The following is a 24811-nucleotide window of genomic DNA, read 5'->3' as shown; positions in this document are numbered from 1 at the left end:
GGGCGACCATGGTCGAAGCGCTGCGCGAAGAGCTCGCCGATCTGACCGCCTCGGTTCGGGCGTTCCTGGAATGGCACGCAACGACCGGCGCAGACGGAATGCCGGGCCACCCTGCAGCGCTCCACGAGGCGCTGGGTGCGGCCTCTTCGGAAGGCGCTCCGCCGGCGCCTCGGCGGCCGGAACGCGGCTTCTCCGGGCTGGATGCGCCCTCGCCACCGGTGGCGCGAGGGGGCAGCGACGCGGCTTTCTCGCCGCCGCCGCGCGGTGGCGCCGCGGGCGCCCCTCTGCCGCCTCCGGAGCAGCGCGGAGCCGCCGCGAGCGCCTCCTTGCCGCATCCGGAGCAGCGCGGGAGCGCCGCGAGCGCCTCCCCGCGTCCTGAGCAGCGCGGCGGCCTCGAGTCGCAGGGGGCGTGGTCGCCGACGCAGGCGCAGCGGGGTCCCGAGCCGTCGCCCCGGCCTGCCGTGAGCGCCGCACCGGCGCCTCGCGCGGAGACGGCTGCGCGCGCGAGCGCAGCGCTGCCGGACACGAAGGAGGAGCGCGTGGCGCGCCTCGCGCTCCTCGCGGAGGAGGTCCGCACCTGCCAGAAGTGTCCGCTCCACGAGGGCCGCACCCACACGGTGTTCTCGCGCGGCGACCCGAGCTCGGAGGTCGTGTTCGTCGGCGAGGGGCCAGGGGCGGAAGAGGACCTGCAGGGGCAGCCGTTCGTCGGCGCGGCCGGGCAGCTGCTCGACAAGATGATCGCGGCGATGGGGTACCACCGCGACGAGGTCTACATCTGCAACATCGTGAAGTGCCGGCCGCCGAAGAACCGGAAGCCGGAGCCGGCCGAGATGGCGGCCTGCAGCCCGTACCTCACGGCTCAGCTCGCGCTGATCAAGCCGAAGGTGATCGTGGCGCTCGGCGCCACCGCGGTGCAGGGGCTGATCGGCACGAGCGAGGGGATCACGAAGCTCCGCGGCACGTGGAAGCTCTACAAGGGCTCGATCCCGATCATGCCCACGTTCCACCCGGCCTACCTGCTGCGCCAGCCGGGCGCGAAGCGAGAGGTCTGGAGCGATCTGAAAGAGGTGATGCGCCACCTCGGCAAGAGCGCGCCCGACAGAGGCTGAGGTGGCCGCGTGCGCTTCCGGGCGCGGGCAGGCAGCGGCGCAGGTACCCGCCGCTGTTGGCGCGGGCGCCGAGCCGCGCGCGCCCGGCGAATCGAGCCCGGCCGAGCAGCCCTCGCTGCTGTCGGTCGTGCGCTGCGCGCTGGTGCTCCTCGGCGCCCTGCCCTGGTGCATCGCCCTCGCGCGGAGCCGCGCGCCGCTCGGAGAGCTCGGCGCAGCGCTCGATCGTGTCTTCGCGCCGCTGTGCCACCGGATGCCCGAGCGATCCCTCACGCTCGACGGCGTCGTCATGCCGCTCTGCAGTCGCTGCGCTGGCATCTTCGCCGGGTTCGCCGCGGGCGCCGCGATCGCGCGCCCTCGCCTGGCGATCACGGCATGGCGCCCGATCCTCATCGCCCTCGCCGCGCTGATGGCGGTCGACGTGGCGACCCAGGACCTCGGGCTGCGCCCCGTCTGGCATGCGAGCCGCCTCGCCACGGGCGTGGCCTTCGGCTACGCCGCGTCCGCGGCGTTCCTCGCGCAGATCGCTCGCCGCCCGCTCTGAGCGCTACTTGCGGCCGCCCATGGCCCTGCACTCGTGGATGGGGCCCTTCGTGGCATTGCGAACGCAATCGCTGTACGCGGCGAGGCCATCCTTCCACTTGCCCGTGTCCTGGAGCGCCGAGCCCAGGTAGAGGTAGGGCAGCGCGTCGCTCGGATCGGCCGCGATGGCCGCGCGGGACGCCTCGATCGCGTCCTTGTACCTGCCGCGGTTGAGGAAGCTCAGCGCCTCCTTCTTCAGCTTGCCCGCGTCCTCGGCGCCGGCTGCCGGCGCCTCGGCCTTCTCCGCCGCCGCCTTCTCTGCCTCGGCCTTCTCCGCCGCAGCCTTCTCTGCCTCGGCCTTCTCCGCCGCAGCCTTCTCTGCCTCGGCCTTCTCCGCCGCAGCCTTCTCTGCCTCGGCCTTCTCCGCCGCAGCCTTCTCTGCCTCGGCCTTCTCCGCTTCGGCGGCCGCCTTCACCGGATCGGGAACGGCACCTGCCCCCTTCGCAGAGGGCTCCATCAGCGCCGACTCGGTCTGCGCGGGCGTCTTCGCCCGTCCTGGAGTGGGGGCACCCGCGGCGGCCAGGAGCTTTGTCTCGACGGGCGCTGGCTTCGGAGCCGGCGCGGCCATCGCGACCGGAGCAGGCGAGGACGGCTTGCTCGAGAACACCGCCTTGGCGACGACCGCCACGGAGATCACCCCGGCGAGCCCCGCGACCGCCGCGACGATCCGACGAAGGCGCGCGCGCCGGGCGAGGGTCTCGGGCGACAGCTGATGAACCACCACGAGGCGCTCGTCAGCGTGATCGTCGGGGCCGCTGGCCACCTCGGCGAGAGGCGGGAACGACTCCTCCTCCTCGCGGCGGAAGAACGCCGCCGTGGGCGAGGAAGGGTCGATCAGATCGAGCGCATCCGAGTCGGGCGCCAGCTCATCGGACGGGGACGCAAGGGCACCCGGCTGGTTCGGGGCGCCGGCTTGTCGAGCCACGATCAACAGGTCGTGATCCAGCGCCTTGTCAGGGTCCGCGTCGTCCGTACCACCTGGAACGGCGCGCTGCGCGGTGAGTGCCTCGGACGCCGGCGCAAGTGCGGCGACCGGCGCGGCCGCTGCGACCGGCGCGGCCGCTGCGACCGGCGCAGGCGCGGCGACCGGCGCTGCCGCAACGACCGGCGCAGGCGCGGCAACAACCGGCGCGGCCGCAACGACCGGCGCAGGCGCGGCGATCGGCGCTGCCGCAACGACCGGCGCAGGCGCGGCAACAACCGGCGCGGCCGCAACGACCGGCGCAGGCGCGGCAACAACCGGCGCGGCCGCAACGACCGGCGCGGCCGCAACGACCGGCGCGGCCGCAACGACCGGCGCGGCCGCGGCCACCTCCGCTACGATCGGTGCAGCGGGCGCCTCGAGAGCCGGCGACACGGCGGGAGCATCGTCCTCAGCGGCAGCCGCCGGCGCAGGAGCGGCGGAACACTCAGCTTCCTCGGCGACGACGTCCGAGCCGTTCGCGATCGGCCTCGCGGAGTCCCTTGTCGCGACGGCCTGCCCCTCAGGCGCCGCCGACACCCGCGGCTGGGAGGCCCGGGGACGGAGACTCCGGCCCCTGTTCGCGCGGGCCGATCCAAGAAGTCGCTTCGACATGTCCGAACCATCCTCCCGTGATTGTCACGCCCCCGATGGCGCAGGGGACCGGCGACTCGCCCTATTCATGATCCAGGCCGACCCCAACGGCGAGCGCTCAGCCGCGCATTTCCGTGCCTTCGCAGCACCATCGCGTGTGCCGGATCGTGCCGCGGTCACCCCAGCCAACCCTACCCGCGCTCGAACGAGCACACACGCGATCTCGCCCCGCCGCCTTTGACAGCCCCTCCGAAAAAATGCGCACCGAGCGCACCCGCTGCCCGATGTGGCCGGTGCGCCCCGAAGGCACGGCGGTCCAGGCGATGGGGCCCCCCGGCGCCATGCACGTCAGCCTCCACCGAGCTGCACCGGCCGCCCCGCGACCGGGGCAGCGCGGAGCAGGACGAGCGTGTCGAGCTTCTTCTTCGCGTCGGAAGCCATGACCGTGCCCGCCAGGTTGTGCGCCATCTCCCAGGGGACCTCGTCGTCCGCCGAGAAGAAGGCCACCGTCGCGCTGCACGCGGCGATGTCCTTCGTGAGCTGCTCGCCTGTGTTCGAGAGGTCCGGGCCGGCGAGCCCCTTGCGCTGCTTCTTGCCCAGGCCGCCGCCGAACGGCCAGATCGCCGTCGCGAGGTCCTTCAGCACCATCGTGCTGACGGCGCAGGAAGGCGGCTTCGACGCGCGCCCCTCGGGCACCACCGTGATCTCCTTCGGGAGGTCGTCTCGCCCGTCGGTCTTGATGACGACCTTCGGCGCGCCGGCCGCGCCGAGCTCCGTCACGACGGCGGCGACCGCGCTCGGCTTCGCCCTCTTGTCGGCCAGCAGCGTCACGGGCTTGCCCTCGATCGGCAGCTCGCGGATCACCTTCGTCAGCTTCTCGGGCCCCTCCTTCTGCGCCAGATCCACGCGCTGGCCACCGATGTAGGGGCCCATGGAGTCGACGAGCAGCTCGGGCATGCCCTTCGGCTTCGGCGGCTCGACGGGCGCCTCGACGCTCGGGGCCGCCGTCACGGCCGCGCCAGGCCCCGAGGGCTTCGGCGCGCTCTCGCACGCCCCCGCGGCGAAGATCAGGCCGGCGGCGACCGCGAGGCGCGGCGAGGCGCTGAAAAGGAGGCAGGAAGCTCTCATGACGTGGCAGTGTAACCAACCGGCCTGGCTCCGCGCACCTCCGCTGTGCGAGAGTCCGCGCGATGGCTTCCCCGCTCGTCGAACGGCTCGCGCAGCTCGGCTCGTCCGCCCGAACCGCCGTCGAGGACGAGCGGGGGCAGACCCCCTTCGCGGCGCTGCTGGAGCGAGCCCTCCGCGTCCGCGGCGCGCTGCTCGCCGGCGGCGCGGGGCGCGGCGCGGGTGAGGCCGACAACCCGAGCTCGCTGGAGGGGGAGCGGATCCTGCTCCTCGTTTCGCCCGGCGCGGCGTGGGTCTCGGCGTTCCTCGGCGCGCTCCTCGCCGGCGGGATCGCGCTGCCGCTGTCGGCGCTCTATCCGCCCGCAGAGCTCGAGTGGCTCGCGAGCGACGCCGGCGTGCGGCGGATCATCACCGACGGCGATCTCGCCGCCGTGGCCGCCCCGATCGCGCAGGGCCGCGCCGTGCTCCGCGTGGAGGATCTCGAGCGCGCCGCCCCGGGGCGCGACGCGGCGATCTCCGACATCGCCGCGGACGATCCGGCGCTCCTGCTCTACACGAGCGGCACGACCGGCAAGCCGAAGGGGGCGCTGCTCACGCACCGGAACCTGGCCGTGCAGGCGGAGCTCCTGCGCGCGGCCTGGGGCTTCTCGGATCACGACATGCTGCTGCACGCGCTGCCGCTGCACCACCTCCACGGCGTCGTCATCGCGCTCATGACGTCGCTGCTCGCGGGCGGCGCGACCAGGATGCTGCCGCGCTTCGACGCCCGGCGCGTCGCCGCCGAGATCGAGCGCCGCTCGGTGACGTCGTTCATGGCGGTGCCGACCATGTACCAGCGGCTGTTCGAGCACGTCGACCGGGGCGGCGCGCCCGGCTTCGCCGCCGGGGCGCAGGCCCTGCGGCTCGCGACGAGCGGCTCCGCGGCGCTGCCGGTGACGCTCGCCGAGCGCTGGCGCGACCTCACCGGCACGATCCCGCTCGAGCGCTTCGGGATGACCGAGATCGGCGTCGGCATGAGCAACCTGCTCGATCCAGGCGCGCGGCGGGCAGGCTGGGTCGGCTTCCCGCTGCCGACCGTCGAGGCCCGCATCACGGACGACGCGGGCAACGCGTGGGCGCCGGGGGAACGACCGCCGGGCGACCCGCCAGCGCCGGGCGGCAGCGCCGCGGTCGCGCGAGGCGAGCTCTGGATCCGCGGGCCCAGCGTCTTCAAGGGATACCTCGGGCGCGAGGACGCCACGGCCGCGGCCTTCCAGGACGGCTGGTTCCGCACCGGCGACGTCGCGGAGCGCTCGGCCGACGGGTGCTTCCGGCTCCTCGGGCGGACCTCGGTCGATATCCTCAAGAGCGGCGGATACAAGCTGTCCGCCCTCGAGATCGAAGAGGCGTTGAGGGAGCACGGCGCGATCGCCGAGGTCGCGGTGATCGGCGTCCCTGACGAGGCGTGGGGAGAGCGCGTCGTCGCGGTCGTCGTCGCCGCGTCCGGGCGAGAGGCGGAGTGCGCCACCGGACCGCTCCGCGCCTGGGCGAAGGAGCGCCTCGCGCCCTACAAGGTCCCACGCGAGTCGATCGTCGTGCGGGCCCTGCCGCGCAACGCGATGGGCAAGGTCGTCAAACCAGAGCTCGTGAAGGCCATCGCCGCGGGGATCGCCGTCGATGAGCGCGGCCCGCTCGCGCGGTAGACGCGCGGTGGAGACGCGGTAGAGACGCGGTAGTCGCCGCTTGACCGACGCGCTCGGCTCCGGCCTACTCGACGCCAATGCAGACTGCCAGCCCCATGGTCCAAGCCCAAGCCGCGTACGGCGGCCTCGCGGTTCAACCGTTCTCGCACCCCACGTACACGATCAAGCGGCCTTTCTGGTCGCTGCTCGGCCGCAAGTTCCACGTCTATGCGCCCGACGGCTCCCTCGTCTGCTTCGTCAAGCACCCGCTGCTCAAGCTGCGTGAGGAGTTCACCCTCTTCGCGGACGAGTCGGAGTCGCAGCCGCTGCTCACGATCCGCTCGCGGCAGGTCATCGCCCTCAACCGGTGCCTCGACGTCCTCGACGCGCGCACCGGCGAGCGCGTCGGCACCATCCGCTCGCGCGGGCTCAAATCGATCGTCCGCGACACCTGGGACATCCTCGACCCTGCGGATCAGCCGGTCGGGCTGATGCAGGAGGACGGCGCCGCGCTGCTCCGCCGCATGTTCCCGCTCCTCGTCGGGAAGTGGCACATCGAGCTCCACCAGCAGGAGGTCGCGAAGGTGAAGCAGGTGTTCCGGTTCTTCGTGAAGGAGTTCACGCTCGACCTGTCGATGAACCAGGGGCGACTCGACGCCCGGTTCGCCATCGCCTGCTCCCTGCTCGCCCTCATGGCCGAGACCGCACGCGAGTCCCGCTAAGCCCGCCGCGGCCTCGGGCGAGGCCCGCTGATGCCGCGGCCGGCGCGGTCGGCGGTCGCGCGATCGCCGAAACTTGGCCCATTTCCGCGAGCTCTGCGAGGGTCCCGCGCGATGCGCCTCGATCCTGTCTCCCGCCTCGACTCCGCCTCCGAGGAGGGCCGACCGACGTCCCCCCCTGCGCCCCCGTGCGGCACGGCCCGCTTCGCCCCGAGCGGGCAGGGCGCCGACTCCGAGCGCGAGCTCAGGTCACAGCGCTTCCTCTGGGCGAGCGCCCCGGCGGCGCCCGACGGGCAGCTCCGCGCGACGATCGAGGAGGCCGTCGAGCTCGCGCTGGCCCTGCGCGGCGCGCTGCCGCCGCGGGTCCAGGCAGGCGCGCCGGTCGAGGTGGTGATCGCGGACCAGATCTTCCGCGCCAGGGCGCTCGGCGCCGCGGGCCTCGCCGTCGCCCTGCCGCGCCTCGCGGGCGGGCGCGCAGCCTCGCCGCGCGCGATCCACCCGGACGACAGCGCGACGCTCCTCGCCTGGCTCGGCGCGGCGCGCGAGGCGCCCGTCGCGCTCGTCTTCGACGCGGACGACAGGTCCGCGCAGGTGCTCGCGCCGGTGCCCCTCGCGGATCTCGTCGAGAGGAGCGCGTGCGACGGGTACGGCGCCATCTCCTCCGTGTCCCCGCGCGGGCAGGCGCGGAGCCTCGCGGCGCGCGGGGAGGAGCGCCCCGTCGGGCCGGCGCAGCCGAGCGCCGCAGCGAGATCTCCGGTCGAGGCGCTCCAGGCCGAACCGACAGCGCTGGACGACGCGCGCCCGGCCGGACCGACAGCGCTGGACGACGCGCTGCAGGCCGGGCCGACAGCCCCGGACGAGGCGCTCCGGGCCAGGCCGACGGCCCCCGAGACGCACCGAGCCGCTGCGTCGCCCGCCTCCGCCGAAGGGCGGACGGAGGGGCGGCTGCGCGGCGTGCTGCCCCCCCGCTCCTCGAGGATCCGCCGCGCGGACGCGCCGGCGGCCGTCGCCGGGAGAGGCGCCGTCGCGGCGCGGGCGCCGGGCGCGAGCACGCCGCCCGCCGCGGACGAGGCGGCCGCGATGGCGCCCGCCAGCGCCGAGCCGGTCGCGCCGGCCGCCGAGCCCGCCGCGCCGCACGAGGAGCACGGCGCAGGGACGACGCTCAGGCCGCCGCGAGGGGCGCACGAGGCCGCGCCGAGCGCGCCGAGCGCGCCGAGCGCTGACGCGGCCCAGGCGGACGCCGACGCGCCCCCGGAGGCGCGGCGGGAGCGGAAGGCGCCGCGCGACCGGGTCCTCAGCGCGGCGGAGTGGCGCGCGCTCGCCGTCGAGCTCGACAACGCCCGCGGCCCGAAGCCGGTCCGGGTCATCGAGCAGCTGTTCGCGACGCACTACACGCCGCTGCTCGGCGCGACGCTCGCCGGCGAGACGGACGCTGCGGTGCGCGGCGTCGTCGACAGCTGGAGGACCAGCTTCGAGCACAGCTACCGCGAGGCGTTCTCGGCGCTGCGCGTGACCGGCAAGCGGCCGCCCATGGTGTTCGATGCGCCGGACATCGCCGCCCGCATCGCCCGGCTCAACGGGGCGCGCGGGGTGAAGCTCCTGCTCGTGGACGCGATGCGCTTCGACCTCGGCGAGCGGGTCGCCGCGCACCTGAGGGAGATGATGATGGATCGGGCCATCCTGGTGGAGCGATCGCTGCTCTGGGCGGCGCTGCCGCCGACGACGACGGCGCAGATCTCGCTGCTCGCCCGCGGGCCGGACGGGCTCCGCGAGACGATGCCCCCGAGCGAGGCGGAGCCCGCCATCGCCCGCGGGCGCGCGGTGGCGACGCTGCGGCGCGAGCGGGTCGGGTCGCGCGAGCTGATGAAGCTCGACCTCGTGGAGGCGCGCCTGCGCGCCGCGGGCCCGCCGCTCGCCGAGCGGATCGAGGCCATCGCGGAGGAGGTCGCCGACGTGGTCGCGCGGTTCATGGCCAGCCTGCCGCCGCGGACGCTGCTGCTCGTGTTCGGCGACCACGGGTTCCGCATGACGCCGATGGGAGACGGCAGCGCGACCGGCCCGGCGTCGCAGGGCGGAGGCTCGCCCGAAGAGGTGCTCGTCCCGGCGCAGGCGTGGCTCGTCGGCGGCGTGCACTGAGGCCCTCGACGGCGATCCTCCCATCCCGGACCGCGATCCTCCCATCCCGGACCGCGATCCTCCCCTCCTGAACGGCGCGGCGGTGTCGCGCCATCGCATGAGGGCTACGGGGATAAGGCTGCTCCGGGCGAGAGAAAGGCCGTGAGCGCCGGGAGGACGAGCGCCGGCTCCTCCAGGTGGGGCGCGTGCCCGAGCGGCACCATGTGCAGCGTGGCGCGGGGGATCGCCGCGGCCGCGGCGATGCCGATCGGCGCCGGGAACACGTCGTCGCGCTCGCCCCAGAGCACCAGCGTCTCCGCGTCGATCTCGCCGAGCCGCGGGAGGCGATGGGGAACAGCGCCGAGGGCGGGGAACAGCGCGTTGAACGCGGCGACGGGCGCGACCCGGCCATCGGGCACGGCGTAAAACTCGCTGTGCAAGGCGGCCAGACGCTCGCCGAGCGGGGTGGGCCGCGGCGGATGGCTGCGGCGGAAGAGCGCGGGCCCGAGCACCCGCGCCAGGCGCTCCGGCGGGGCGCGGAAGTAGGCGCGGCTCCACGCGGTCATGACGGGACCGACCCCCATCGCGCCGATGAGCACGAGCCTCCGCGGGCGCGCGCGCTTGCGGAGCGCGATCTCCGCCGCGACCAGCGCGCCGAGGGAGTGGCCGACGAGCGCGGCGTCGCCGAGATCCAGCTCGAGGAGGAGCTCCTCCACGGGATCGGCGAAGAAGCGGAGCCCTTCCTCGAAGCCCCCGCCCTCGAAGGGCGGAGACGACGCGTGGCCGAAGCCCGGCAGATCCACAGCGACGACGCGGTGGCGCCGCGCGAGCTCGGGGAGCAGCGGGAACCACGTCGTCGCGGCGTTCCCGCGGCCGTGCAGGAGGACCACCGGCGAGCCGCTGCCGCCCTCCAGGTAGCGGAGCGTCGAGCTCAGCGCGGCGCGGCGGTGCACCGCGAACGGGGGCGCGCCCGCGGTGAGCTCCGCAAGGATCGCGCTCTCGACCGGGCCAAGGCGGGAGACGACGGCGTGGACGTTCGTCACAGGCGCATGCCGTAGCGCGATCGAATCGGCGCGGGAATGCCGCAGCCCGGAAGCAGCCCAGAACCAGAAGGACCGCGAGGCGAGGGCTGCCGTCGCGCCCCCTGCTTCAGTCCTTGCCGTGCCCGGGGCCGAGGATGAGCTGCATCTTGGCCACGGGGTCGAAGCCCTCCACGTGCGGCGGATGGTGACACTGCGTGACGCAGCTCTGGGGCGGGGGCGAGAGCACGATGAGCCCCTTCTTGTCGGGATCCTTCGCGTGCAGCGAGCCGGGACCGTGGCACTCCTCGCACTGCACGTTCTGCAGCGAGGCGTTGTGCGTCACCGTGGAGCCGCCCGGCTTGCCGTACCCGGTCACGTGACAGCTCACGCAGTCCAGGTTGAACTCCTTGAAATCCTGCTGCAGCGTGGCGTAGGCGCGCGCGTGCGCGGTGCCGTCGAAGACCTTGCGCTCCTCGTCGTGGCAGTTCGTGCAGGCGTCGATGCCGATGTAGCTGGCCTCGCCCTTCGCCGGCTTCTCGGGGACGCGATCCGCGAAGGCCTGCTTGTTGTGGTCGTTGACCCGCTTGTAATAGGCGAGGAGCTGCCCGGCGACGTCCTTGTCGGCCCCGAGCTTCTCGCGCACCTCGATCGAGCTGTAGCGGAAGAAGCTGCCCGTCACCTTCGTCTCCGCCGCCTCGAGCCGCGCCTTCTCGGCCCGGAGCTTCTCGAGATCCGCCTTCCGCGCCTCGACGTCCTTCGCCGCGACCCGCTTGTCGCCCTCCCAGCCGTTGAGGCGGATCTCGAGCTCCCGGATGCGCTCCGACAAGCTGATGAGCTCCCCGGCCTTCGCGACGCCGCCCGCGTCGGCGAACACGAGCGGGCCGCTGCCGCCGCCTCGGACGAAGAGATCCACGACCGCCACCGACTGGAGGTGGTTCGGCGTCTCCACGACCAGCGTCGACCCGATGATCTCCGGCGGCTTCGGGCCGTCGTTGCCGTCGCCGCGCTCGCTCGGCTTGCCGAGCACCAGCACGTGCAGCTCCGGCACGTTGTCCGCGAGCCGCAGCGCCTCGCCCCTGGGCAGCGCCGCGAGCCCCACGAAGACGCTCGCGCCCTGCTTCTTCGCCTCCTCGACGCCCGCCTTCATCGCGTCGATCGCCGGGGCGGCCTTGACGCCGTCGGGGTAGGCGCCGGCGCGGCCCTTCGGGTCGCTCACGCCGATGAGGCCCACCTTCACGCCGGAGACGTCGCGCACGACGACCCCCTGGGCGCCCTTCGCGCCCTCGAGGTTCTTGCCGAGCAGCGCCGCCCCGGACTGCTCCTGGTACTTGCCGAGCGCCTCCGCGCCGAGCGCCCAGTCGTTCTCGCCGGGCGCCCACGCCGTCAGCCCGATCTCCTTCGCCGCCAGCGCCATCGCCTCGGCCTTCCATGCGTCCTGCGAGGTGCGCTCCGGCTTCACCTCGGGGTCCGTGAAGAGCAGCGGCCCCGCGCCGACAACGAGCCGATCCGGGGCCTCGCCGCGCTGGGCCTCGATCAGGGCGGCGAGGTGGTCGATGCCTCCGAGCTGATCCTTCGTGCAACCGCACGGCTCCAGCGCGCCAGCCACGGTGCTGAGCACGTAGAGGCGCACCGTCGGTCTGTTGACGTTCGCGTTCGCGTCCACGTCCGCGTCCGCGGTCACCGCGGCCGTCGCAGGGAGCTTGCACCCCTGACAGGCCGAAGCGAAGGCCGCCGCCGAGATCGCGGCGAGAGGGATCAAGAGCGCGTATCCGCGACGCACTTCACGAAGAAGCGAGCGCTTCATGCTCGCGCTATAGCACAGGGGCTCGTGCGCACCGCCGGCGCCGCGCCGAGAGGGCGGGGGCGCGATCAGAAGCTCGACGGCGCGAAGGGCAGGACCGTCTTCAGGTCCGCGTCGTTGAACCGGAGCTGCAGGCCGATGAAGTAGTCCCGGCGATCGGCGTTCAGGATGTCGTCCATCCCGCCGAGCAGCCACAGCTTGCGGATGAACTCGTACGCGAGCGCGACGCGCCAGCGCGGCGACAGCTCCTCGCCGAAGCCGAAGAGGTCCTGGCGGAGCTCGAACCGATCGTCGAGCAGGTGGAGATCGAGGCCGAGGCCGCCCGTCGACTCCTTGATGCCGAACCGGCCCGTGAAGGGGCCGAGCCGCTTCGCGAACTGGAACGAGAACCGGAAGGCGTTCGTCGTGATCGTGCGGACCTCGCGGTAGTGCGCGGGCTCGTTCGGGTTGGTCGTGTCGATGTCGATCTGCTGGAAGTCCGTCTTGCCGCGCGGGTCGTTCACCAGCTCGACGACGTAGTACTTGTCCTCCGCCGGCTGGAGCCTGAGCTCGACGTAGCTCTTGATGGTGTTCGCCAGGAAGTTGTAGTCGGTCCGCAGCCCGACAACGGTCTGGAACCGGCTGAGCCCGCCGACGAGCTCGCCGACGTTCTCGACGACCGTCTCGACCTCGTTGATCAGCGTCTCGTCCCGGGTGATGCGGCCGAGCGTCCCCTCCCCGCGGTCGACGCGCGCGGCGACGCTGTCCACGTGCTTCAGCGCCGACTCGAGGCTCTCGGTCGCGCGGCCCACGCGCTCCGCGGCGCTGCGGAGCTCCCCGGGCTGGCCGTTCCGGCCGGGCACCTCGGCCGCGGCCGTCATCGTGCGGATGTCGCGGGTCACCTGCTCGACGTTGCGCAGGATCTCCCGCAGGCGCGGGCCGGACTCGCCGGTGATCTGGTTGATGTTGTTGATCGTCTGCGTGACGCCGGCGCGGTTCTCGCGCACGGTCGCGTTCATCTGCTCGGTGACCTCGGCGAGGTTGTCGAGGATCTGGGCGAGCCGCTCCTGCCCGTTCTCGGAGCCGACGGTGTTCCTCAGCGTCTCGGTGACCGTCTTGACGTCCTTCAGGATCTCGGCGACCTGCCCCTGCATCGACTGGATCGTCGGCTCGTCGATGTAATAGAGGACCCTCCCCTCGTCGGGGATGCGCGGCTTGCCCTCGGTGCCGGGCGAGAGCACGACGAACGACTCGCCGATGAGGCTCGTCGCGCGCTTGCCGATGGCCGCGTCCTCGTAGAGCGGGACGTCGGGGCTCATCTTGATGTCGATGCGCGCCTGGCCGTTGTAGAGCGAGATCTTGTCGACGACGCCGACCTGGATGCCCGAGATCATCACCCGCGACTGCGGCGATACGCCGATCGCGTCGGGCAGCGTGGCCCAGACCCGGTAGCCGCTCCCGCCGCCGACGTCGCGCGAGACGAAGCGGTAGCCGCCGTAGGCCGCGCCCGCGAGCACGATCGTCATCACGCCGACCTTCGCGGCCTTGGAGACCTCAGCCATGCTGCGCGACGGCCACGGTAGCACGAGCCGCCCGCGGGAATGCGCGGCTTTCGCGGCGACGCAGGTGGATGCGGGGAACGCGGGTGAACGAGCGCCGGGGCGGGAAACCTGCTAGCCGAGTCGAATGCGGTCATGGTGGGCCAGCGGGGTGCTCGGCGCGGCGCTCGCCTCCGCGGGCGCGGCGGCAGCGGAGCCGCCGGCGCTCACGTGGGAGGCGACGACGCGCTCGCCACAGCCCCCGAGGGCGGTCTCGCCGGAGATCGCCGCGCTCGCGGCGCGCTGCGGCAGCGCGGACACGGCGCTCGCCGCCGTCGCCCAGCGCAACGTCGAGCGGCAGCTCCAGGGCGGGGAGATCATGCCGCCCGACGAGCTCGCGTTCACCCTGCGCGCCGCCGGCGCGCCGCACGCCTGGCCGAGGGGATGGTCCATCTCCGGCCAAGGGCTCGGGCCGGCGGAGATCGGGGCGCGGATCGACGGGTGGCTCTCGGGCTGGCCCACCCTCGGGGTGCGGCGATGTGGGGTGGCCCAGGCGAAAAAGCCGGACGGGACGGTGATCGTGGCCGCGATCGGGGTGGACGCGCTCGCGGATCTGTCGCCGCTGCCGACGACCGCGCGGGTGGGGCAATGGGTGACCCTCGAAGGGACGATGCGGGTCCCGGCGACCGCGGCGAAGGTGGTGCTGCTGGGGCCGCGGGGCGCGCCCAAGACGGTGCTGAGCTCCCTGTCGGGCGCGCGGCTCCGCTCGAGCTTCGCGGTCGACCAGCCGGGGAGCTGGCTCGTGCAGGTGCTGGCCACGGTGTCGACAGGGCCGAGGCCCGTGCTGGAGGCGATGATCTTCGCGGGGAGCGCTCCGCCGGGGCGGTTCGTCCGCGCGGCGGCGCCTGGCGAGGAGGCCGCGAAGGGGGCGCAGGGCGACGACGACGCGATGCTGCGGATGATGAACGCCGCGCGGGCGTCGGAGCGCCTGCCCGCGCTCGCGCGCGACGCGGCGCTCGCCGCGCTGGCGCGGGCGCACTCCGAGGAGATGATCAAGGCGAAGATGGTGGGCCACGACGTGGGCTCGGGCGATCCGGCGGCGCGCCTCAGGGCGGCCGGGTACGAGGCGACGATCGCGGGGGAGAACGTGGCCAGCTCGGGCACGACCGAGGGAGCGCACCGCGCGATCTGGGCGAGCCCGTCGCACCGGGGCAACCTGCTCGACCCGCGCTACCGGAGGACCGGCGCGGCGGTCGTGCGCGACCCGAGCGGCCGGGTCTGGGTGACACAGCTGTTCGCAGGGTGACCGCGGGCGTCGCGGCGCTGCGCCGACGTACGCTGTCCCCGTACCCCGAGGGCGGACGCGCCTCGCGGCGAGCGGGCGCCCGCGGCGAGGCGCCACGCGGGCGCTTCGCCGGGCGTGTTCCGTGCCTCACCGGGCGGCCGCCGTTCCGCGCGTGTATCCTTGCGAGCGATGGCTGCACGCCCGCTTTACGTCGGCATCGACCTCGGCACCACGAACTCGACCGCCGCCGCCTTCGACGGCGAGAAGGTCACCCTCGTCAGGAACTCCCAGGGCGCGACGCTCACCCCGAGCGTCGTGCGGATCGACGCGCGCGGGACGATCACGGTCGGCGCGCGCGCGCGCCGGTTCCTGGAGAGCGATCCGCAGAACACCCGCGCTGAGTTCAAGCGGCTGATGGGGACGGCCCAGCCGATCGAGTTCGCGGCGGCGAAGGTCGCGAAGAAGCCCGAGGAGCTCGCCGCCGAGGTGCTGCGCTCCCTGCGCGCCGACGTCGCGGAGCACCTCGGGGTCCTGCCGGCCTCGGCGGTGATCTCCGTGCCCGCGCTCTTCGAGCTGCCCCAGAGCGCGGCGACGTCGGAGGCGGCGCGGCGGGCGGGGTTCGAGCGCGTCGAGCTGATCCAGGAGCCTGTGGCCTCGGCGCTGGCCGCCGGCTGGACGGCCGAGGAGTCCACGGGCAGCTGGCTCGTCTACGACCTCGGCGGCGGGACGTTCGACGTCTCCCTGCTCGAGACGCGCGACGGGCTGCTGCGCGTCGTCGGGCACGACGGCGACAACTTCCTCGGCGGGCGCGATTTCGACTGGGCGATCGTCGACTGGGCGCTCGCCGAGATCGCGCGCACCCAGGGCGCGACCGTGAGCCGCGCCGACCCGCGGCACGCCGCCGCGCTCCGCAAGCTCAAGCTCGCGGTCGAGGAGATCAAGATCGAGCTCACCCGCGCCGAGGAGGCGGCGCTCGCGGTGCCCGCGGCGTTCGAGGTGGACGGCGCGCCCGTCGACGTCGACCTTGTCCTGCGGAGGTCCACGCTCGACGCGCTCTGCGCGCCGATCATCGACCGCTCGATCGGGGTGTGCCGGCGGCTGCTCGCGGCGCACGGGCTCGATGCGTCGCAGCTCGCGCGCGTCGTGCTCGTGGGCGGGCCGACGGTGATGCCGGCGCTGCGCGAGCGCGTCCGGGAGGCGCTCGGCGCGCCCTTCGGCGAGGGGCTCGACCCGATGACCCTCGTCGCGCAGGGCGCCTCGATCTACGCGGCGACGGCGGGGCTCGACGCGCGGGCCTCCTCCGCGGGCGCGCGATCCAAGGAGGAGGGTCGTCGGCTGTGGCTCCAGTACCCGGCCATGTCGAGCGATCTCACGCCCCACGTTGTCGGCCGCGTCATGGAGGGGCCGGGGGCCGCGCCCGAGCGGATCCGGCTCGCGCGCGAGGGCGACGGGTGGACGAGCGCCGAGGCCCCGCTCGACGCCGAGGGGGCGTTCGTGGTGACCGTCGACCTGCTCCCGCGCCGGCCGAACGTCTTCAACGTCGAGGCGAGCGCGGCCGGCGGCGCGAGGGTGCCGGTGCACCCGCAGACGATCACGATCGTCCAGGGGCTCACGATCGGCGATCCGCCGCTGTCGCGCACGATCGGGGTCGCGCTCGCGGACAACTCCGTGCGCGTCTACTTCGAGCGGGGCGCGCCGCTGCCGGCCCGGCGGACGTTCGTGCACCACAGCGTGGAGAGCGTCCCGAAGGGCTCCAGCGCGTGCGTGCTGAAGATCCCCGTCGTGCAGGGCGAGCTCGACGTCGCGCACCTCTGCCGCGTGGTCGGGGCGCTCGAGATCGACGGGAGCGGGCTCACCGCGACCCTGCCCGCGGGCTCGGCGATCGAGCTGACGCTCGAGCTCGATCGGGGCGGGCACCTCTCGGCGCGCGCGCTGATCCCGTCGCAGGGGCTGGTGTTCGAGCGCGTCGCGCACCTCCTCGTCCCCGAGGCGGCGCCGGAGGTGCTCGACGCCTCGCTCGCGGCCATGCGCGAGCGGCTCGCGGCGGTGCGCCAGGCCGCCCTGCGCAGGGACGCGCCGCACGCGCTCGGCAAGGTCACGTACGTGGAGTGCGCGCTCGCCGAGGTGGAGCGCGACGCCGCCGCGGCGCGCGGCGGCGACGCCGACGCGGGGCAGAAGGCGCGGCGCGCGCTGCTCGAGCTCGACGTCCTGCTCGAGCAGGCCGAGGCCGACAAGCGCTGGCCGGAGCTCGACGCCGAGGCCCAGGCCGCCGTCGCGAACGCGTCGACGTGGATCTCCCAGCTCGGCTCGAGCACCGAGAAGGCGCTCCTCGAGGAGGCCGCGCAGGGCGTGGCGCGGGCGCGCGCCGAGAAGAACCAGGTCGAGCTGCAGCGGCAGCTCCGCCTGGTCCGCAACCTGAGCAGCGCGGCGTTCCACCGCCACCCGAAGGCGTGGGAGTGGATGTTCGAGGACGCCGCCTCCGAGGCGCACCAGGCCTCGGATCTGGTCCGCGCGCAGCGGCTCGTGCGCGACGGGCGCGGCGCGGCGGGGCGCGGCGACACGGCGGCGCTCCGGACGATCACCGAGGAGCTCTGGCGCCTCCTGCCGGTCGACGCGCAGAAGCGCAGGCTCGGCCACGAGTCCGGGGTGCGGTGATGGACGACGCGCTCGGCCGCATCCGCGACAACCCGTTCTACGTGCTCGGCCTGCGCCCGAGCGCGAGCCGCGCGGAGATCGAGCGCGAGGGGCAGAAGCTGCTCGGGATGCTCGAGCTCAAGCTGGCGAGCGCCGCGACGTACCCGACGCCGGTCGGCCCCGGCGCGCGGACGGCCGACAAGGTGCGGCAGGCCATGGCGGCGCTGCGGGACCCGGAGCGCCGCCTGGCGCACGAGGTCTGGGCGCGGCTCGACCCGAGGCCCCCGCCGAAGGACGACCTCGACGACGATCTCGGCGAGCTGCCGCCGCCGGAGCCGCCCGGGGAGGATCCGCGCGCGCCGTGGCCCGAGGCGCTGTCCGCGCTCGGCTGGAGGGCGCGATGAACTGGGGCGGCCTCTTGGTGCTCGCCCTCCTCGCGCGGGTGATCAGCGAGGCTGCCGCGCGGAAGGCCGCGCCCTCGGCGCCGCCGCGCCCCCCGATGCTCGGCCTGGGCCACTGGAACACCGTCGTGGTGATCGTCCTCGTGCCGATCGCGTTCGCGCTCGCCTCGGGTCAGCTCTGGTGCGCGCTGCCGCTCGCGCCGCTCGCGGTGCTCATGGCGCCCTGGCCCTTCGCTCGCCACGTGATCATCCCGCTCGGGTTGCCGCGCGCCGCGTACTGCGTCGCGTGGCTGTCGGACTGGACCTTTCGCGCCGACCGGCGCGGCGGCGCGGCGCTCGCGGCCGCGTGGGCGCTCTGCCGCGCGCGGAAGCCGGACGCCGCGGTGGAGGCCTGGGTCAGCGAGCGGATCGAGCGCGGCGGCGAGCGCATCGGCGCGGGGCCTGCGCCGTCTCCGACGTCGCCGAGCGCCGTTCCGCTGCGCGGCGCGGGGATCGCCGCCGGCGCGATGCTCGCGGCGCACCGCGGGGACGTGGAGGGCGCGCGGGCGCTCTTCGACAGCGTCGCCAGCCTGGACGAGCGCGCGTGCCCCCGCGAGGCCCGCCGCATCGCCGCGGGCTGGCTCGCCGCCGAGGCGGCCTCCCGCGGCGACTGGGCGGCCGTGTCCGCGCACGCGTGCGTGAGGGGCGGCCGGGCGCTGTCGCTGCTCGGCGCGGTCGCCGCGCGGCTGCTCGGCGAGGAGCCCGCGCCAGGGGCGCTCGAGCTCTGGCTGCGCTGGCTCATCGCGCCCCACCGCCGCGCCACGCTGCCGCTCGTGCGCCGCGCCCTGGCCGCGGGCGCGGGCGCGCCGCGCCCGGAGCCGGAGGCGCCGGAGCCCTGCGCCGCGAAGGTCGCCGAGGGGGACCTGTGGAGCCGGGCGGTGCTGCTCCACGCCGCGCTTCTGCTCCGGCCTCGGGGCCAGGTCTCGGGCGACGACCTCAGGCGGCTCGGCGGCGCGTGGGACGCGGCGCTCGACGACGAGCGCGCGCAGGCCGAGCTCCGCGAGCGGGCGGCGTCGCTCGGCGCCTCGGGGGCGCAGGCGGCGCTCGGCCCGCTCGCGCGCGCGGTCGAGGAGGATCTCGCGGCGACGCTGCGCGCGGCGCGCGTGCCGCGCGAAGCGTGGGACGACCTCGGCGCGACCATCGGCCGCACGCACCGGCGCCTCCGGGACGAGCTCCTGTCCGAGGTGGAGATCGCGTGCGACGCCCTGCGCCGCCGCGTCGACGAGCGGCGCGAGCTCCCGCCGCTCTCGGAGTGGCGCGAGTGGACCTCGCTGCGCGCGCAGTACGAGGCCGCGGCGGTGCTCGTCGGCACGGAGTTCCGCCGCCTCGCGTTCCCCAAGCTGCACGCCGACGTGTGCCACGCCGCCGTCTGGCTGTTCAACACGCGCAAGGAGCGGGCGATCGCGAACGGGATGTTCCGCTGGCTCCTCGCCGAGGCCGAGGCGCTCGGCGACTCGCGCCTCACGGGGCTCCAGCGCGGCAACGTCGAGTGCGGCGTGTGACGCGGAGCGGAGAGCCGGATTTAGAGCGGCGCTCAGCCGCCCCTGATACACGCGTCGCCGAGCGGCGGTCACCCGCACAGGAGACGGGCCCAGATCGGCGTTTTCGGCGCGGAAGCGCACGGAAGGGCGCTGAGCACCGAAAACGTCGAGATGGGCCCGTATCCGACGCGGGTGACCGCCGCTCTAAGCGCCGCTCCGGTCGCCCGCGGGCCCGTCCCCGCGCGGCGCCTCGGCGCCCGGCCGCCTGAGCGTCACCAGGTGCTCTTCCTGGAGCGGCTCCGGCTGGATCGTGCAGTGGTTGAGCGCGTGCTTCTCGCGCAGCCGCCGGGCCACAGCGGCGGCCACGTTCGTTCCGTGGTGCCCCTTGGCGAGGACCACGTGCACGGTGAGCACGTTGAAGCCGTCGGAGATCGACCAGACGTGCAGATCGTGGAAGTCGACGACGCCGGGCACGCTCCGGATGGTGTCCTCGACGTGGGCGAGATCGATCTCGATCGGGCTGCCCTCCATGAGCACGCGGGACGTGTCGCGCACGAGCCGCCAGCCGCCCCAGAGCACGAGGGCGCCGATGGCCGCGCTGATCACGGGATCGGCCCGCGTCCAGCCGAAGGAGAGGATGAGCACGCCCGCCGCGATGGCGCCGATCGAGCCGAGCGCGTCCGACACCACGTGCGCCAGCGCGGCCCGCGTGTTGATGTTGTGCCCGTGCTCGCCGGTCGAGAGCAGCAGCGCCGCGACCACGTTCACGATGAGCCCCAGCGCCGCGGTGATCGCCAGCGCTTCGGCGTGCACCGCCTGGGGCGCATGCCAACGGTGGGCCGCCTCGATGAAGATCCAGATCGCCGTCAGCGCGAGCGCGACGCCGTTGGCGAAGGCCGCGAGCACCTCCGCGCGCCGGAATCCGTACGTCCGCTCGCGCGTCCGCGCCTGCGCCGCGATGCGCTGGGCGATGATGGCGATGCCGAGCGCCGCGGCGTCCGCGAGCATGTGGCCCGCGTCGGCCAGCAGGGCGAGGCTCTTCGACCACCACCCGACCGCCGCCTCGACGACCAGGAACGACGCCGTGAGCGCGAACGCCGCGATCAGCCGGCGGAGCGGCGCGCGCCGGAGATCGTGGCTGTGGTCATGGTGGTGCGGGTCGCCGTGGTCGTGGTCGTGGCCGTGATCGCTCCCTGGAGCGTGGTGATGCCCGTGATCGTGCCCCTCGCCGCGCCGAGCGCCGCGCCCGTGCCGGTGCTCGTGAGACGCGCCCTCGTGCTCATCGCGCACCTCCATCACCGCGCCGGAGCGGCTCACACCCGCTCGATGATGGTGGCCACGCCCATCCCTCCGCCGATGCACAGCGTGATCAGCCCGGTCGCCTTGCCGGCGCGCTCCAGCTCGTCGAGCGCCGTCCCGATCAGGCAGGCCCCGGTCGCGCCGAGCGGGTGCCCGAGCGCGATCGCGCCGCCGTTCACGTTGACGCGGTCGAGGTCGATGCCGAGCTTGCGCGCCGTCTGCAGCGGCACCGCCGCGAACGCCTCGTTGATCTCCCAGAGATCGACGTCGCGCGCCTGCATGCCCGCCTTCTTGAGCGCGCGGTCCGACGCAGGCGCAGGGGCCGTCAGCATGATCACCGGCTCGGCGCCGGCCGTCGCCGTGGCGCGGATCCTCGCCCGCGGGGCGAGCCCGTGCGCCTTCACGTAGTCGCCGGAGGCGAGCAGCACGGCCGCCGCCCCGTCCACGATGCCGCTCGAGTTGCCCGCCGTGTGGACGTGCTGGATCGACGCCACCTGCGGATAGCGCGCCAGCGCCAGCGCATCCACGGTCTCGCCGGCGGGGCCCATCGGCGTCGACCCGAGGCTGGCGAACGCGGGCTCGAGCTTCGCGAGGGCCTCCATCGTCGCCCCGGCGCGCGGGTGCTCGTCCCTGTCGAGCAGCGGCTTGCCGTCGAGATCGACGACCGTGAAGAGGCTCTTCGCGAAGCGCTCCTCGCCGGCCGCCCGCTCGGCCTTGCGCTGGCTCTCCAGCGCGAAGCGGTCGACGTCCTCGCGCGAGAAGCCCTCGATCGTGGCGATGAGGTCCGCCGAGATGCCCTGCGGGACCATCGCGAGCTTCTTGCGGAGGGCGAGGTTGTTCCCGTCGAGGGGCGCGCCGTCCGAGCCCATCGGCACGCGCGACATGCTCTCGACGCCGCCGCCGATGGCGACCTCCTGCTGGCCGGACATGACCCCCATCGCCGCGAAGTTCACCGCCTGCGCGCCCGAGCCGCAGAAGCGGTTGACGGTCACGCCGGTCACGGCGTCCGGCCAGCCGGCCGCGAGGATGGCGGTGCGCGCGATGCACGCCCCCTGCTCGCCCGCCTGCGTCACGCACCCGACGACCACATCCTCGACGTCCTGCTTGCGGATGCCGGTCTTCGCGGCGAGGCGATTGAGCGTTTGCGCGAGGAGCTCTTGCGGGTGCACGCCCGAGAGCGCTCCCTTGCCCGCCTTGCCTCGGCCGCGCGGCGTGCGAACGGCATCCACGATGAAGACGTCTCGCATGACAGGCCTCCGAGCCCGATGTCCGGCCCGTGCTTAGCACACCGTCCGTTCCCGGGGCAGCCTCGGTCGCGCCGAGTCTCGGTGGACCGGAGCCGGCGCGGATCGGCTATGCTCGCGGCCGATGACGGACCGGTCGCAGCGCATGGTGTGGGTCGATCTCGAGATGACGGGGCTCGACGAGAGCTCGTGTGCGATCGTGGAAATCGCGACCATCGTTACGGAGCCCGACCTGACCGTGGTCGCCGAGGGGCCGTGCCTCGTCATCCACCAGCCGGAGAGCGTCCTGGCGGGGATGAGCGACTTCGTCCGCGATCTCCACGAGCGCTCGGGCCTCCTCGAGCGCATCCGCGCGTCCACGCTCTCGGTCGGCGACGCGGAGTCCCAGACGCGGGCGTTCCTCGAGGCGCACTGCGACAAGGGAACGGCCGTGCTGTGCGGCAACTCCGTGTGGAAGGACCGCGCCTTCCTGCAGCGCTACATGCCGGAGCTCCTCTCCTTCCTGCACTACCGCATCGTGGATGTCTCGACCCTCAAGGAGCTCGTGCGCCGCTGGTACCCGACGCGCGCCGCGCCCAGGAAGCGCGAGATCCACCGCGCGCTCGACGACATCCGCGAGTCGATCGAGGAGCTCAGGTGGTACCGGGCGAGCGTGTTCCAGCCGCTCCCTGGGAACGAGCTCCGCTGAGCGCTCGCGGAGCGCCGAGGGGAGTCTGAGGGTCGCCCGCGTCCTCGGGCTTGCGGTTCAGCGTCCCCGCTCGCCGGCGTCCTCAACCTCGGTCGGTTCGCCCGCCCGACGCCTCAACCCCGGTCGATTCGGCCCGCCGGCACCTCAACCTCGGTCGGTTCGCCCGCCCGGCGCCTCAACCTCGGTCGGTTCGCCCAGCGCCCCGCCCTCCGAAATCCGGCTGAAAAGGCGGCTCTGCTGGCAATCGAAGAAAAATTCTCCGCGAAGTGAGAAAATACGATCGATCGAGGCAATGCTTTTAGTAGGGTAGCCATGCGTCCAGGCCTCCGGCACGAGGTCTGCGGCGTAGACACCCCGGCGGCCCCAATCCGCCGGGGTGTCGTTTGCTACCGGACTTGCGGCATTGCCTTAGAAAAGCTGGTCGCCGTACCACCGTGGCCCGGGGCTGCCCTTGGCTTCCACGGCCGGAGTCGCGACCAGCGGGGCCGGCTCGACACGGTGCGTCGCCCCGGACTTCGTCACCGGCGCCTCGACGGAAGGACCTACCGCCTCCGAGGCGCCGGGGTCGCACTGTGCCGGTGAGGCTGTCGACTCATCGCGATGTGAACCACTTGCGTGCGCCGGCGGCTCGGCCGGCGGGAGCGGTGTCCCCCGTTGGGCGATGTACGAGCTCAACGGCACCGCGACGGCGGCGCTCGTCAACGCGACGAGCAGCAGCGCTCCACCGGCCAGCAGGACGTTGTTGCGCGAGCGCGGTGCGGCGATCTCGACGACGGGGTGCCGCATGGCCTCCGGAGGGAAGGTCCCGGTGGGCAGCGTGTTGCGGGACGCCGGAGCGGGCACGCTCCGCTCCGTATCCGGCGCCGACTCCTGCAGCGACGGGGCCCCCGCTGCTTGCGGGCGCGCCGCCCTCGGCGGCGGAGCGCCCCCCGCGAGCGGCGCCGCGGCAACGAGCAGCGGCCGCACGGCGGCCATGAGCTCGTGGACCGTCTGGAATCGCGCGTCAGGGTCCTTGGCGAGCGCCCGGGTCAACGCCTCGTTCACCTGGGCCGACACCCCCCCGAGCGGCGGCGGCACCTCGTCGAGCGCGCACACATCCAGATCGTCGCGGCCGTCGAACGGGCGCTGACCCCCGAGGAGGCAATACAGCAGCATGCCGAGCCCGTAGACGTCGGTTCGTTCATCGATCGCACGCGAGTCGAAGAGCTCCGGCGCCCGGTACCGCGCCGCGTCCGCCATGGCGTCCTCGGGCGCCCCGAACAGCAGGTGCAGTCCGAACGCCCTCAGGACCGCGGCGCCTTGACCGGTGACCACCACCGTGTGCGGGCCGAGATCCCCGTGCGAGAGCCCCAGCGCGTGCGCCGCGCCGAGCGTCCGCGCGACGTCGACGACGAGCTCGTACGCGACGGAGCGAAGCCGGGGCAGCAGATCCTCCACCGAGGGATCGTCGCTCTGCCGGGCAGCGATCCACCCCGCGTCTCCCTCCATCCCGCCCGCGATCACAGGCACGATGCCGTGCACCCCCGCAGACAGCGAGAGGAGCCTCTCCAGCGCGCCGCGGAACGCATCGGCCTCGGTGCCCATGCCCTCCTGGACATAGAGCGTCACCTCGCGGCCATCCGCGTCGAGCGCGCGATACGCCTCCGCCGGAGCGGGAGAGTCGAGGCTCGCGACGATGGTGTAGCCCGCGAACTCCTGCCCCAGGATCACCATGGCCCCTCCGCCTCGGCCAGCGCGATGGAGACGGAGGATTCAGGCCTCGCGCGCGGGAAGGAGAAGAAGAGGGAGAGGACGGCGCGGCGCGCGCTCTTCAATGCTGGCTGCGGTGTTGGATCAGCCCAAAAGATTCTGCTCACTGCGTCGGACCTCCGGCACGAGGTTCGAGTCCATGACACCCCCGGACACGGCGCGGGGAACATCGGTTGGCGGGGACAGTAACAGAGGTCTCAGGCGCGCGGAAGCCGTCGCCAGCGCGGACCGGCGCCACGGAGCGCGCGAGGTAGGTCTATCACTTTCCGGAACGACGGCTCGACGGCGGAGTAATACGCCCTGAAAAAGCGCGCTCCGGCCGGGGCGACTTGGGCGGAGCTGCCGGGCGTGCGCGCTCCGGGTCTTCGCTGGCGAGGGCGAGCATTGCTTGCTTTCTCGGTGAATCGTCAGGCTCCATGAGCAGAAAGAGGATCGCGCTCTGGAGCGTCTCCTCGGCCTGGTCAAAGCGCTCTGCCACGATGGACGCGACAGGGCTGCGCCCGTCGCCGGGGAGCAGGAGGCGCGGCTCGCACTGGAGCCCCTGGGCGATCAGGCCGAGCGCGCCGAGCCCGAGATCCCGCTCGCCTCGCTCGACCTGCCGCAGGTACGTGGCCGAGAGCTGCGCCCGCTCCGCGAACTCCTGCATGCTGAGCCCACGGAGCAACCGGAGGATGTGGACCGCCTGGCCGACCTCCTTGGGGAGCGTGTCGCGCATGAGCGCGAGCCTAGCAGGCAGAGCTCGCCTGAGCCCCCGAGAAGGCAGGCCGCCTCGCGTGAGCAGCGCGCCG

General features: G+C 73.9%; 19 protein-coding genes. 10 read left to right on the top strand and 9 right to left on the bottom strand.

Going from position 1 to position 24811, the window contains the following annotated elements; all coding sequences use genetic code 11:
• Positions 1–8: 8 nt before the first annotated feature.
• Complete coding sequence (locus POL72_RS41475; protein WP_272102390.1) at positions 9–1109, top strand: uracil-DNA glycosylase; 1101 nt, start codon at positions 9–11, stop codon at positions 1107–1109.
• 1 nt (position 1110) lies between these two features.
• Positions 1111–1650 carry a DUF2085 domain-containing protein gene (locus tag POL72_RS51440; RefSeq protein ID WP_272102389.1) on the top strand — a complete coding sequence of 180 codons (540 nt, stop codon included), beginning with the start codon at positions 1111–1113 and terminating at the stop codon, positions 1648–1650.
• A gap of 3 nt (positions 1651–1653) precedes the next feature.
• Here POL72_RS51440 and POL72_RS41465 read toward each other — a convergent pair whose 3' ends face one another.
• Together POL72_RS41465 and POL72_RS41460 are read right to left on the bottom strand one after the other, a co-directional pair.
• Positions 1654–3045 (bottom strand): hypothetical protein, encoded by a 1392-nt coding sequence (locus POL72_RS41465; protein ID WP_272102388.1) that lies wholly within the window; start codon positions 3043–3045, stop codon positions 1654–1656.
• Between the two features lie 546 nt (positions 3046–3591).
• The gene (locus tag POL72_RS41460) at positions 3592–4371 is read right to left on the bottom strand and encodes an ExbD/TolR family protein (protein WP_272102387.1); all 780 of its coding nucleotides are present in this window, start codon (positions 4369–4371) and stop codon (positions 3592–3594) included.
• Between the two features lie 62 nt (positions 4372–4433).
• Here POL72_RS41460 and POL72_RS41455 point away from each other — a divergent pair, with 62 nt between their 5' ends.
• The 3 genes from POL72_RS41455 to POL72_RS41445 all read left to right on the top strand — a co-directional run bounded on the left by POL72_RS41455 (position 4434) and on the right by POL72_RS41445 (position 8884).
• Positions 4434–6050, top strand: coding sequence for an AMP-binding protein (locus POL72_RS41455; protein ID WP_272102386.1), 1617 nt, complete (start codon positions 4434–4436; stop codon positions 6048–6050).
• A 95-nt stretch (positions 6051–6145) separates the two neighbouring features.
• The gene (locus tag POL72_RS41450) at positions 6146–6751 is read left to right on the top strand and encodes a hypothetical protein (protein WP_272102385.1); all 606 of its coding nucleotides are present in this window, start codon (positions 6146–6148) and stop codon (positions 6749–6751) included.
• A 111-nt stretch (positions 6752–6862) separates the two neighbouring features.
• On the top strand, positions 6863–8884 hold the full coding sequence (locus POL72_RS41445; protein ID WP_272102384.1) for a hypothetical protein: 2022 nt from the start codon (positions 6863–6865) through the stop codon (positions 8882–8884).
• 104 nt (positions 8885–8988) lie between these two features.
• On the opposite strand, the gene POL72_RS41440 is transcribed toward POL72_RS41445, so the two are convergent.
• From POL72_RS41440 to POL72_RS41430, 3 genes are all read right to left on the bottom strand, one after another.
• Positions 8989–9906: an alpha/beta fold hydrolase gene (locus tag POL72_RS41440; protein WP_272102383.1), complete on the bottom strand. Its 918-nt coding sequence runs from the start codon at positions 9904–9906 to the stop codon at positions 8989–8991.
• Between the two features lie 106 nt (positions 9907–10012).
• Positions 10013–11644 carry a multiheme c-type cytochrome gene (locus POL72_RS41435; RefSeq protein WP_272102382.1) on the bottom strand — a complete coding sequence of 544 codons (1632 nt, stop codon included), beginning with the start codon at positions 11642–11644 and terminating at the stop codon, positions 10013–10015.
• A 110-nt stretch (positions 11645–11754) separates the two neighbouring features.
• Complete coding sequence (locus POL72_RS41430) at positions 11755–13227, bottom strand: MlaD family protein (protein WP_272102381.1); 1473 nt, start codon at positions 13225–13227, stop codon at positions 11755–11757.
• Between the two features lie 124 nt (positions 13228–13351).
• On the opposite strand from POL72_RS41430, the gene POL72_RS41425 reads away from it, so the two are divergent.
• From POL72_RS41425 to POL72_RS41410, 4 genes are all read left to right on the top strand, one after another.
• Positions 13352–14509, top strand: coding sequence for a CAP domain-containing protein (locus POL72_RS41425; RefSeq protein WP_272102380.1), 1158 nt, complete (start codon positions 13352–13354; stop codon positions 14507–14509).
• Between the two features lie 168 nt (positions 14510–14677).
• Positions 14678–17143 carry an Hsp70 family protein gene (locus tag POL72_RS41420; RefSeq protein ID WP_272102379.1) on the top strand — a complete coding sequence of 822 codons (2466 nt, stop codon included), beginning with the start codon at positions 14678–14680 and terminating at the stop codon, positions 17141–17143.
• Positions 17143–17526 (top strand): hypothetical protein, encoded by a 384-nt coding sequence (locus tag POL72_RS41415; protein WP_012240257.1) that lies wholly within the window; start codon positions 17143–17145, stop codon positions 17524–17526. The genes POL72_RS41420 and POL72_RS41415 overlap by 1 nt, the downstream gene beginning before the upstream one ends.
• The gene (locus tag POL72_RS41410; protein ID WP_272102378.1) at positions 17484–19064 is read left to right on the top strand and encodes a hypothetical protein; all 1581 of its coding nucleotides are present in this window, start codon (positions 17484–17486) and stop codon (positions 19062–19064) included. Before POL72_RS41415 ends, POL72_RS41410 begins: the two co-directional genes overlap by 43 nt.
• A gap of 183 nt (positions 19065–19247) precedes the next feature.
• Here the strand turns inward: POL72_RS41410 and POL72_RS41405 are convergent, their stop codons facing one another.
• Positions 19248–20360 (bottom strand): cation diffusion facilitator family transporter, encoded by a 1113-nt coding sequence (locus tag POL72_RS41405; RefSeq protein ID WP_272102377.1) that lies wholly within the window; start codon positions 20358–20360, stop codon positions 19248–19250.
• Complete coding sequence (locus POL72_RS41400) at positions 20357–21589, bottom strand: acetyl-CoA C-acetyltransferase (RefSeq protein WP_272102376.1); 1233 nt, start codon at positions 21587–21589, stop codon at positions 20357–20359. The genes POL72_RS41405 and POL72_RS41400 overlap by 4 nt, the downstream gene beginning before the upstream one ends.
• A gap of 121 nt (positions 21590–21710) precedes the next feature.
• Between POL72_RS41400 and orn the strand changes: the two genes are divergently transcribed.
• Positions 21711–22274: an oligoribonuclease gene (gene orn, locus POL72_RS41395; RefSeq protein WP_272102375.1), complete on the top strand. Its 564-nt coding sequence runs from the start codon at positions 21711–21713 to the stop codon at positions 22272–22274.
• 408 nt (positions 22275–22682) lie between these two features.
• On the opposite strand, the gene POL72_RS41390 is transcribed toward orn, so the two are convergent.
• Positions 22683–23987 carry a serine/threonine protein kinase gene (locus POL72_RS41390; RefSeq protein ID WP_272102374.1) on the bottom strand — a complete coding sequence of 435 codons (1305 nt, stop codon included), beginning with the start codon at positions 23985–23987 and terminating at the stop codon, positions 22683–22685.
• Positions 23988–24282: 295 nt separating this feature from the next.
• The gene (locus POL72_RS41385) at positions 24283–24738 is read right to left on the bottom strand and encodes a helix-turn-helix domain-containing protein (protein WP_272102373.1); all 456 of its coding nucleotides are present in this window, start codon (positions 24736–24738) and stop codon (positions 24283–24285) included.
• Positions 24739–24811: the final 73 nt, after the last annotated feature.

It is taken from the genome of Sorangium aterium (assembly GCF_028368935.1).
In the GTDB taxonomy this organism is placed as follows: domain Bacteria; phylum Myxococcota_A; class Polyangia; order Polyangiales; family Polyangiaceae; genus Sorangium; species Sorangium atrum.
The sequence above is the reverse complement of the archived record's forward strand: the minus strand, read 5'-3'. Positions and strand labels throughout refer to the sequence as shown.

What these genes read in the sequence shown, in the direction of transcription:
- POL72_RS41475 (WP_272102390.1), top strand. Translation starts at nt 9, where the DNA reads ATGGTCGAAGCGCTGCGCGAAGAGCTCGCCGATCTGACCGCCTCGGTT.
- POL72_RS41460 (WP_272102387.1), bottom strand. Translation starts at nt 4,371, where the DNA reads ATGAGAGCTTCCTGCCTCCTTTTCAGCGCCTCGCCGCGCCTCGCGGTC.
- POL72_RS41455 (WP_272102386.1), top strand. Translation starts at nt 4,434, where the DNA reads ATGGCTTCCCCGCTCGTCGAACGGCTCGCGCAGCTCGGCTCGTCCGCC.
- POL72_RS41450 (WP_272102385.1), top strand. Translation starts at nt 6,146, where the DNA reads ATGGTCCAAGCCCAAGCCGCGTACGGCGGCCTCGCGGTTCAACCGTTC.
- POL72_RS41445 (WP_272102384.1), top strand. Translation starts at nt 6,863, where the DNA reads ATGCGCCTCGATCCTGTCTCCCGCCTCGACTCCGCCTCCGAGGAGGGC.
- POL72_RS41430 (WP_272102381.1), bottom strand. Translation starts at nt 13,227, where the DNA reads ATGGCTGAGGTCTCCAAGGCCGCGAAGGTCGGCGTGATGACGATCGTG.
- POL72_RS41425 (WP_272102380.1), top strand. Translation starts at nt 13,352, where the DNA reads ATGCGGTCATGGTGGGCCAGCGGGGTGCTCGGCGCGGCGCTCGCCTCC.
- POL72_RS41420 (WP_272102379.1), top strand. Translation starts at nt 14,678, where the DNA reads ATGGCTGCACGCCCGCTTTACGTCGGCATCGACCTCGGCACCACGAAC.
- POL72_RS41415 (WP_012240257.1), top strand. Translation starts at nt 17,143, where the DNA reads ATGGACGACGCGCTCGGCCGCATCCGCGACAACCCGTTCTACGTGCTC.
- POL72_RS41400 (WP_272102376.1), bottom strand. Translation starts at nt 21,589, where the DNA reads ATGCGAGACGTCTTCATCGTGGATGCCGTTCGCACGCCGCGCGGCCGA.
- orn (WP_272102375.1), top strand. Translation starts at nt 21,711, where the DNA reads ATGACGGACCGGTCGCAGCGCATGGTGTGGGTCGATCTCGAGATGACG.
- POL72_RS41390 (WP_272102374.1), bottom strand. Translation starts at nt 23,987, where the DNA reads ATGGTGATCCTGGGGCAGGAGTTCGCGGGCTACACCATCGTCGCGAGC.
- POL72_RS41385 (WP_272102373.1), bottom strand. Translation starts at nt 24,738, where the DNA reads ATGCGCGACACGCTCCCCAAGGAGGTCGGCCAGGCGGTCCACATCCTC.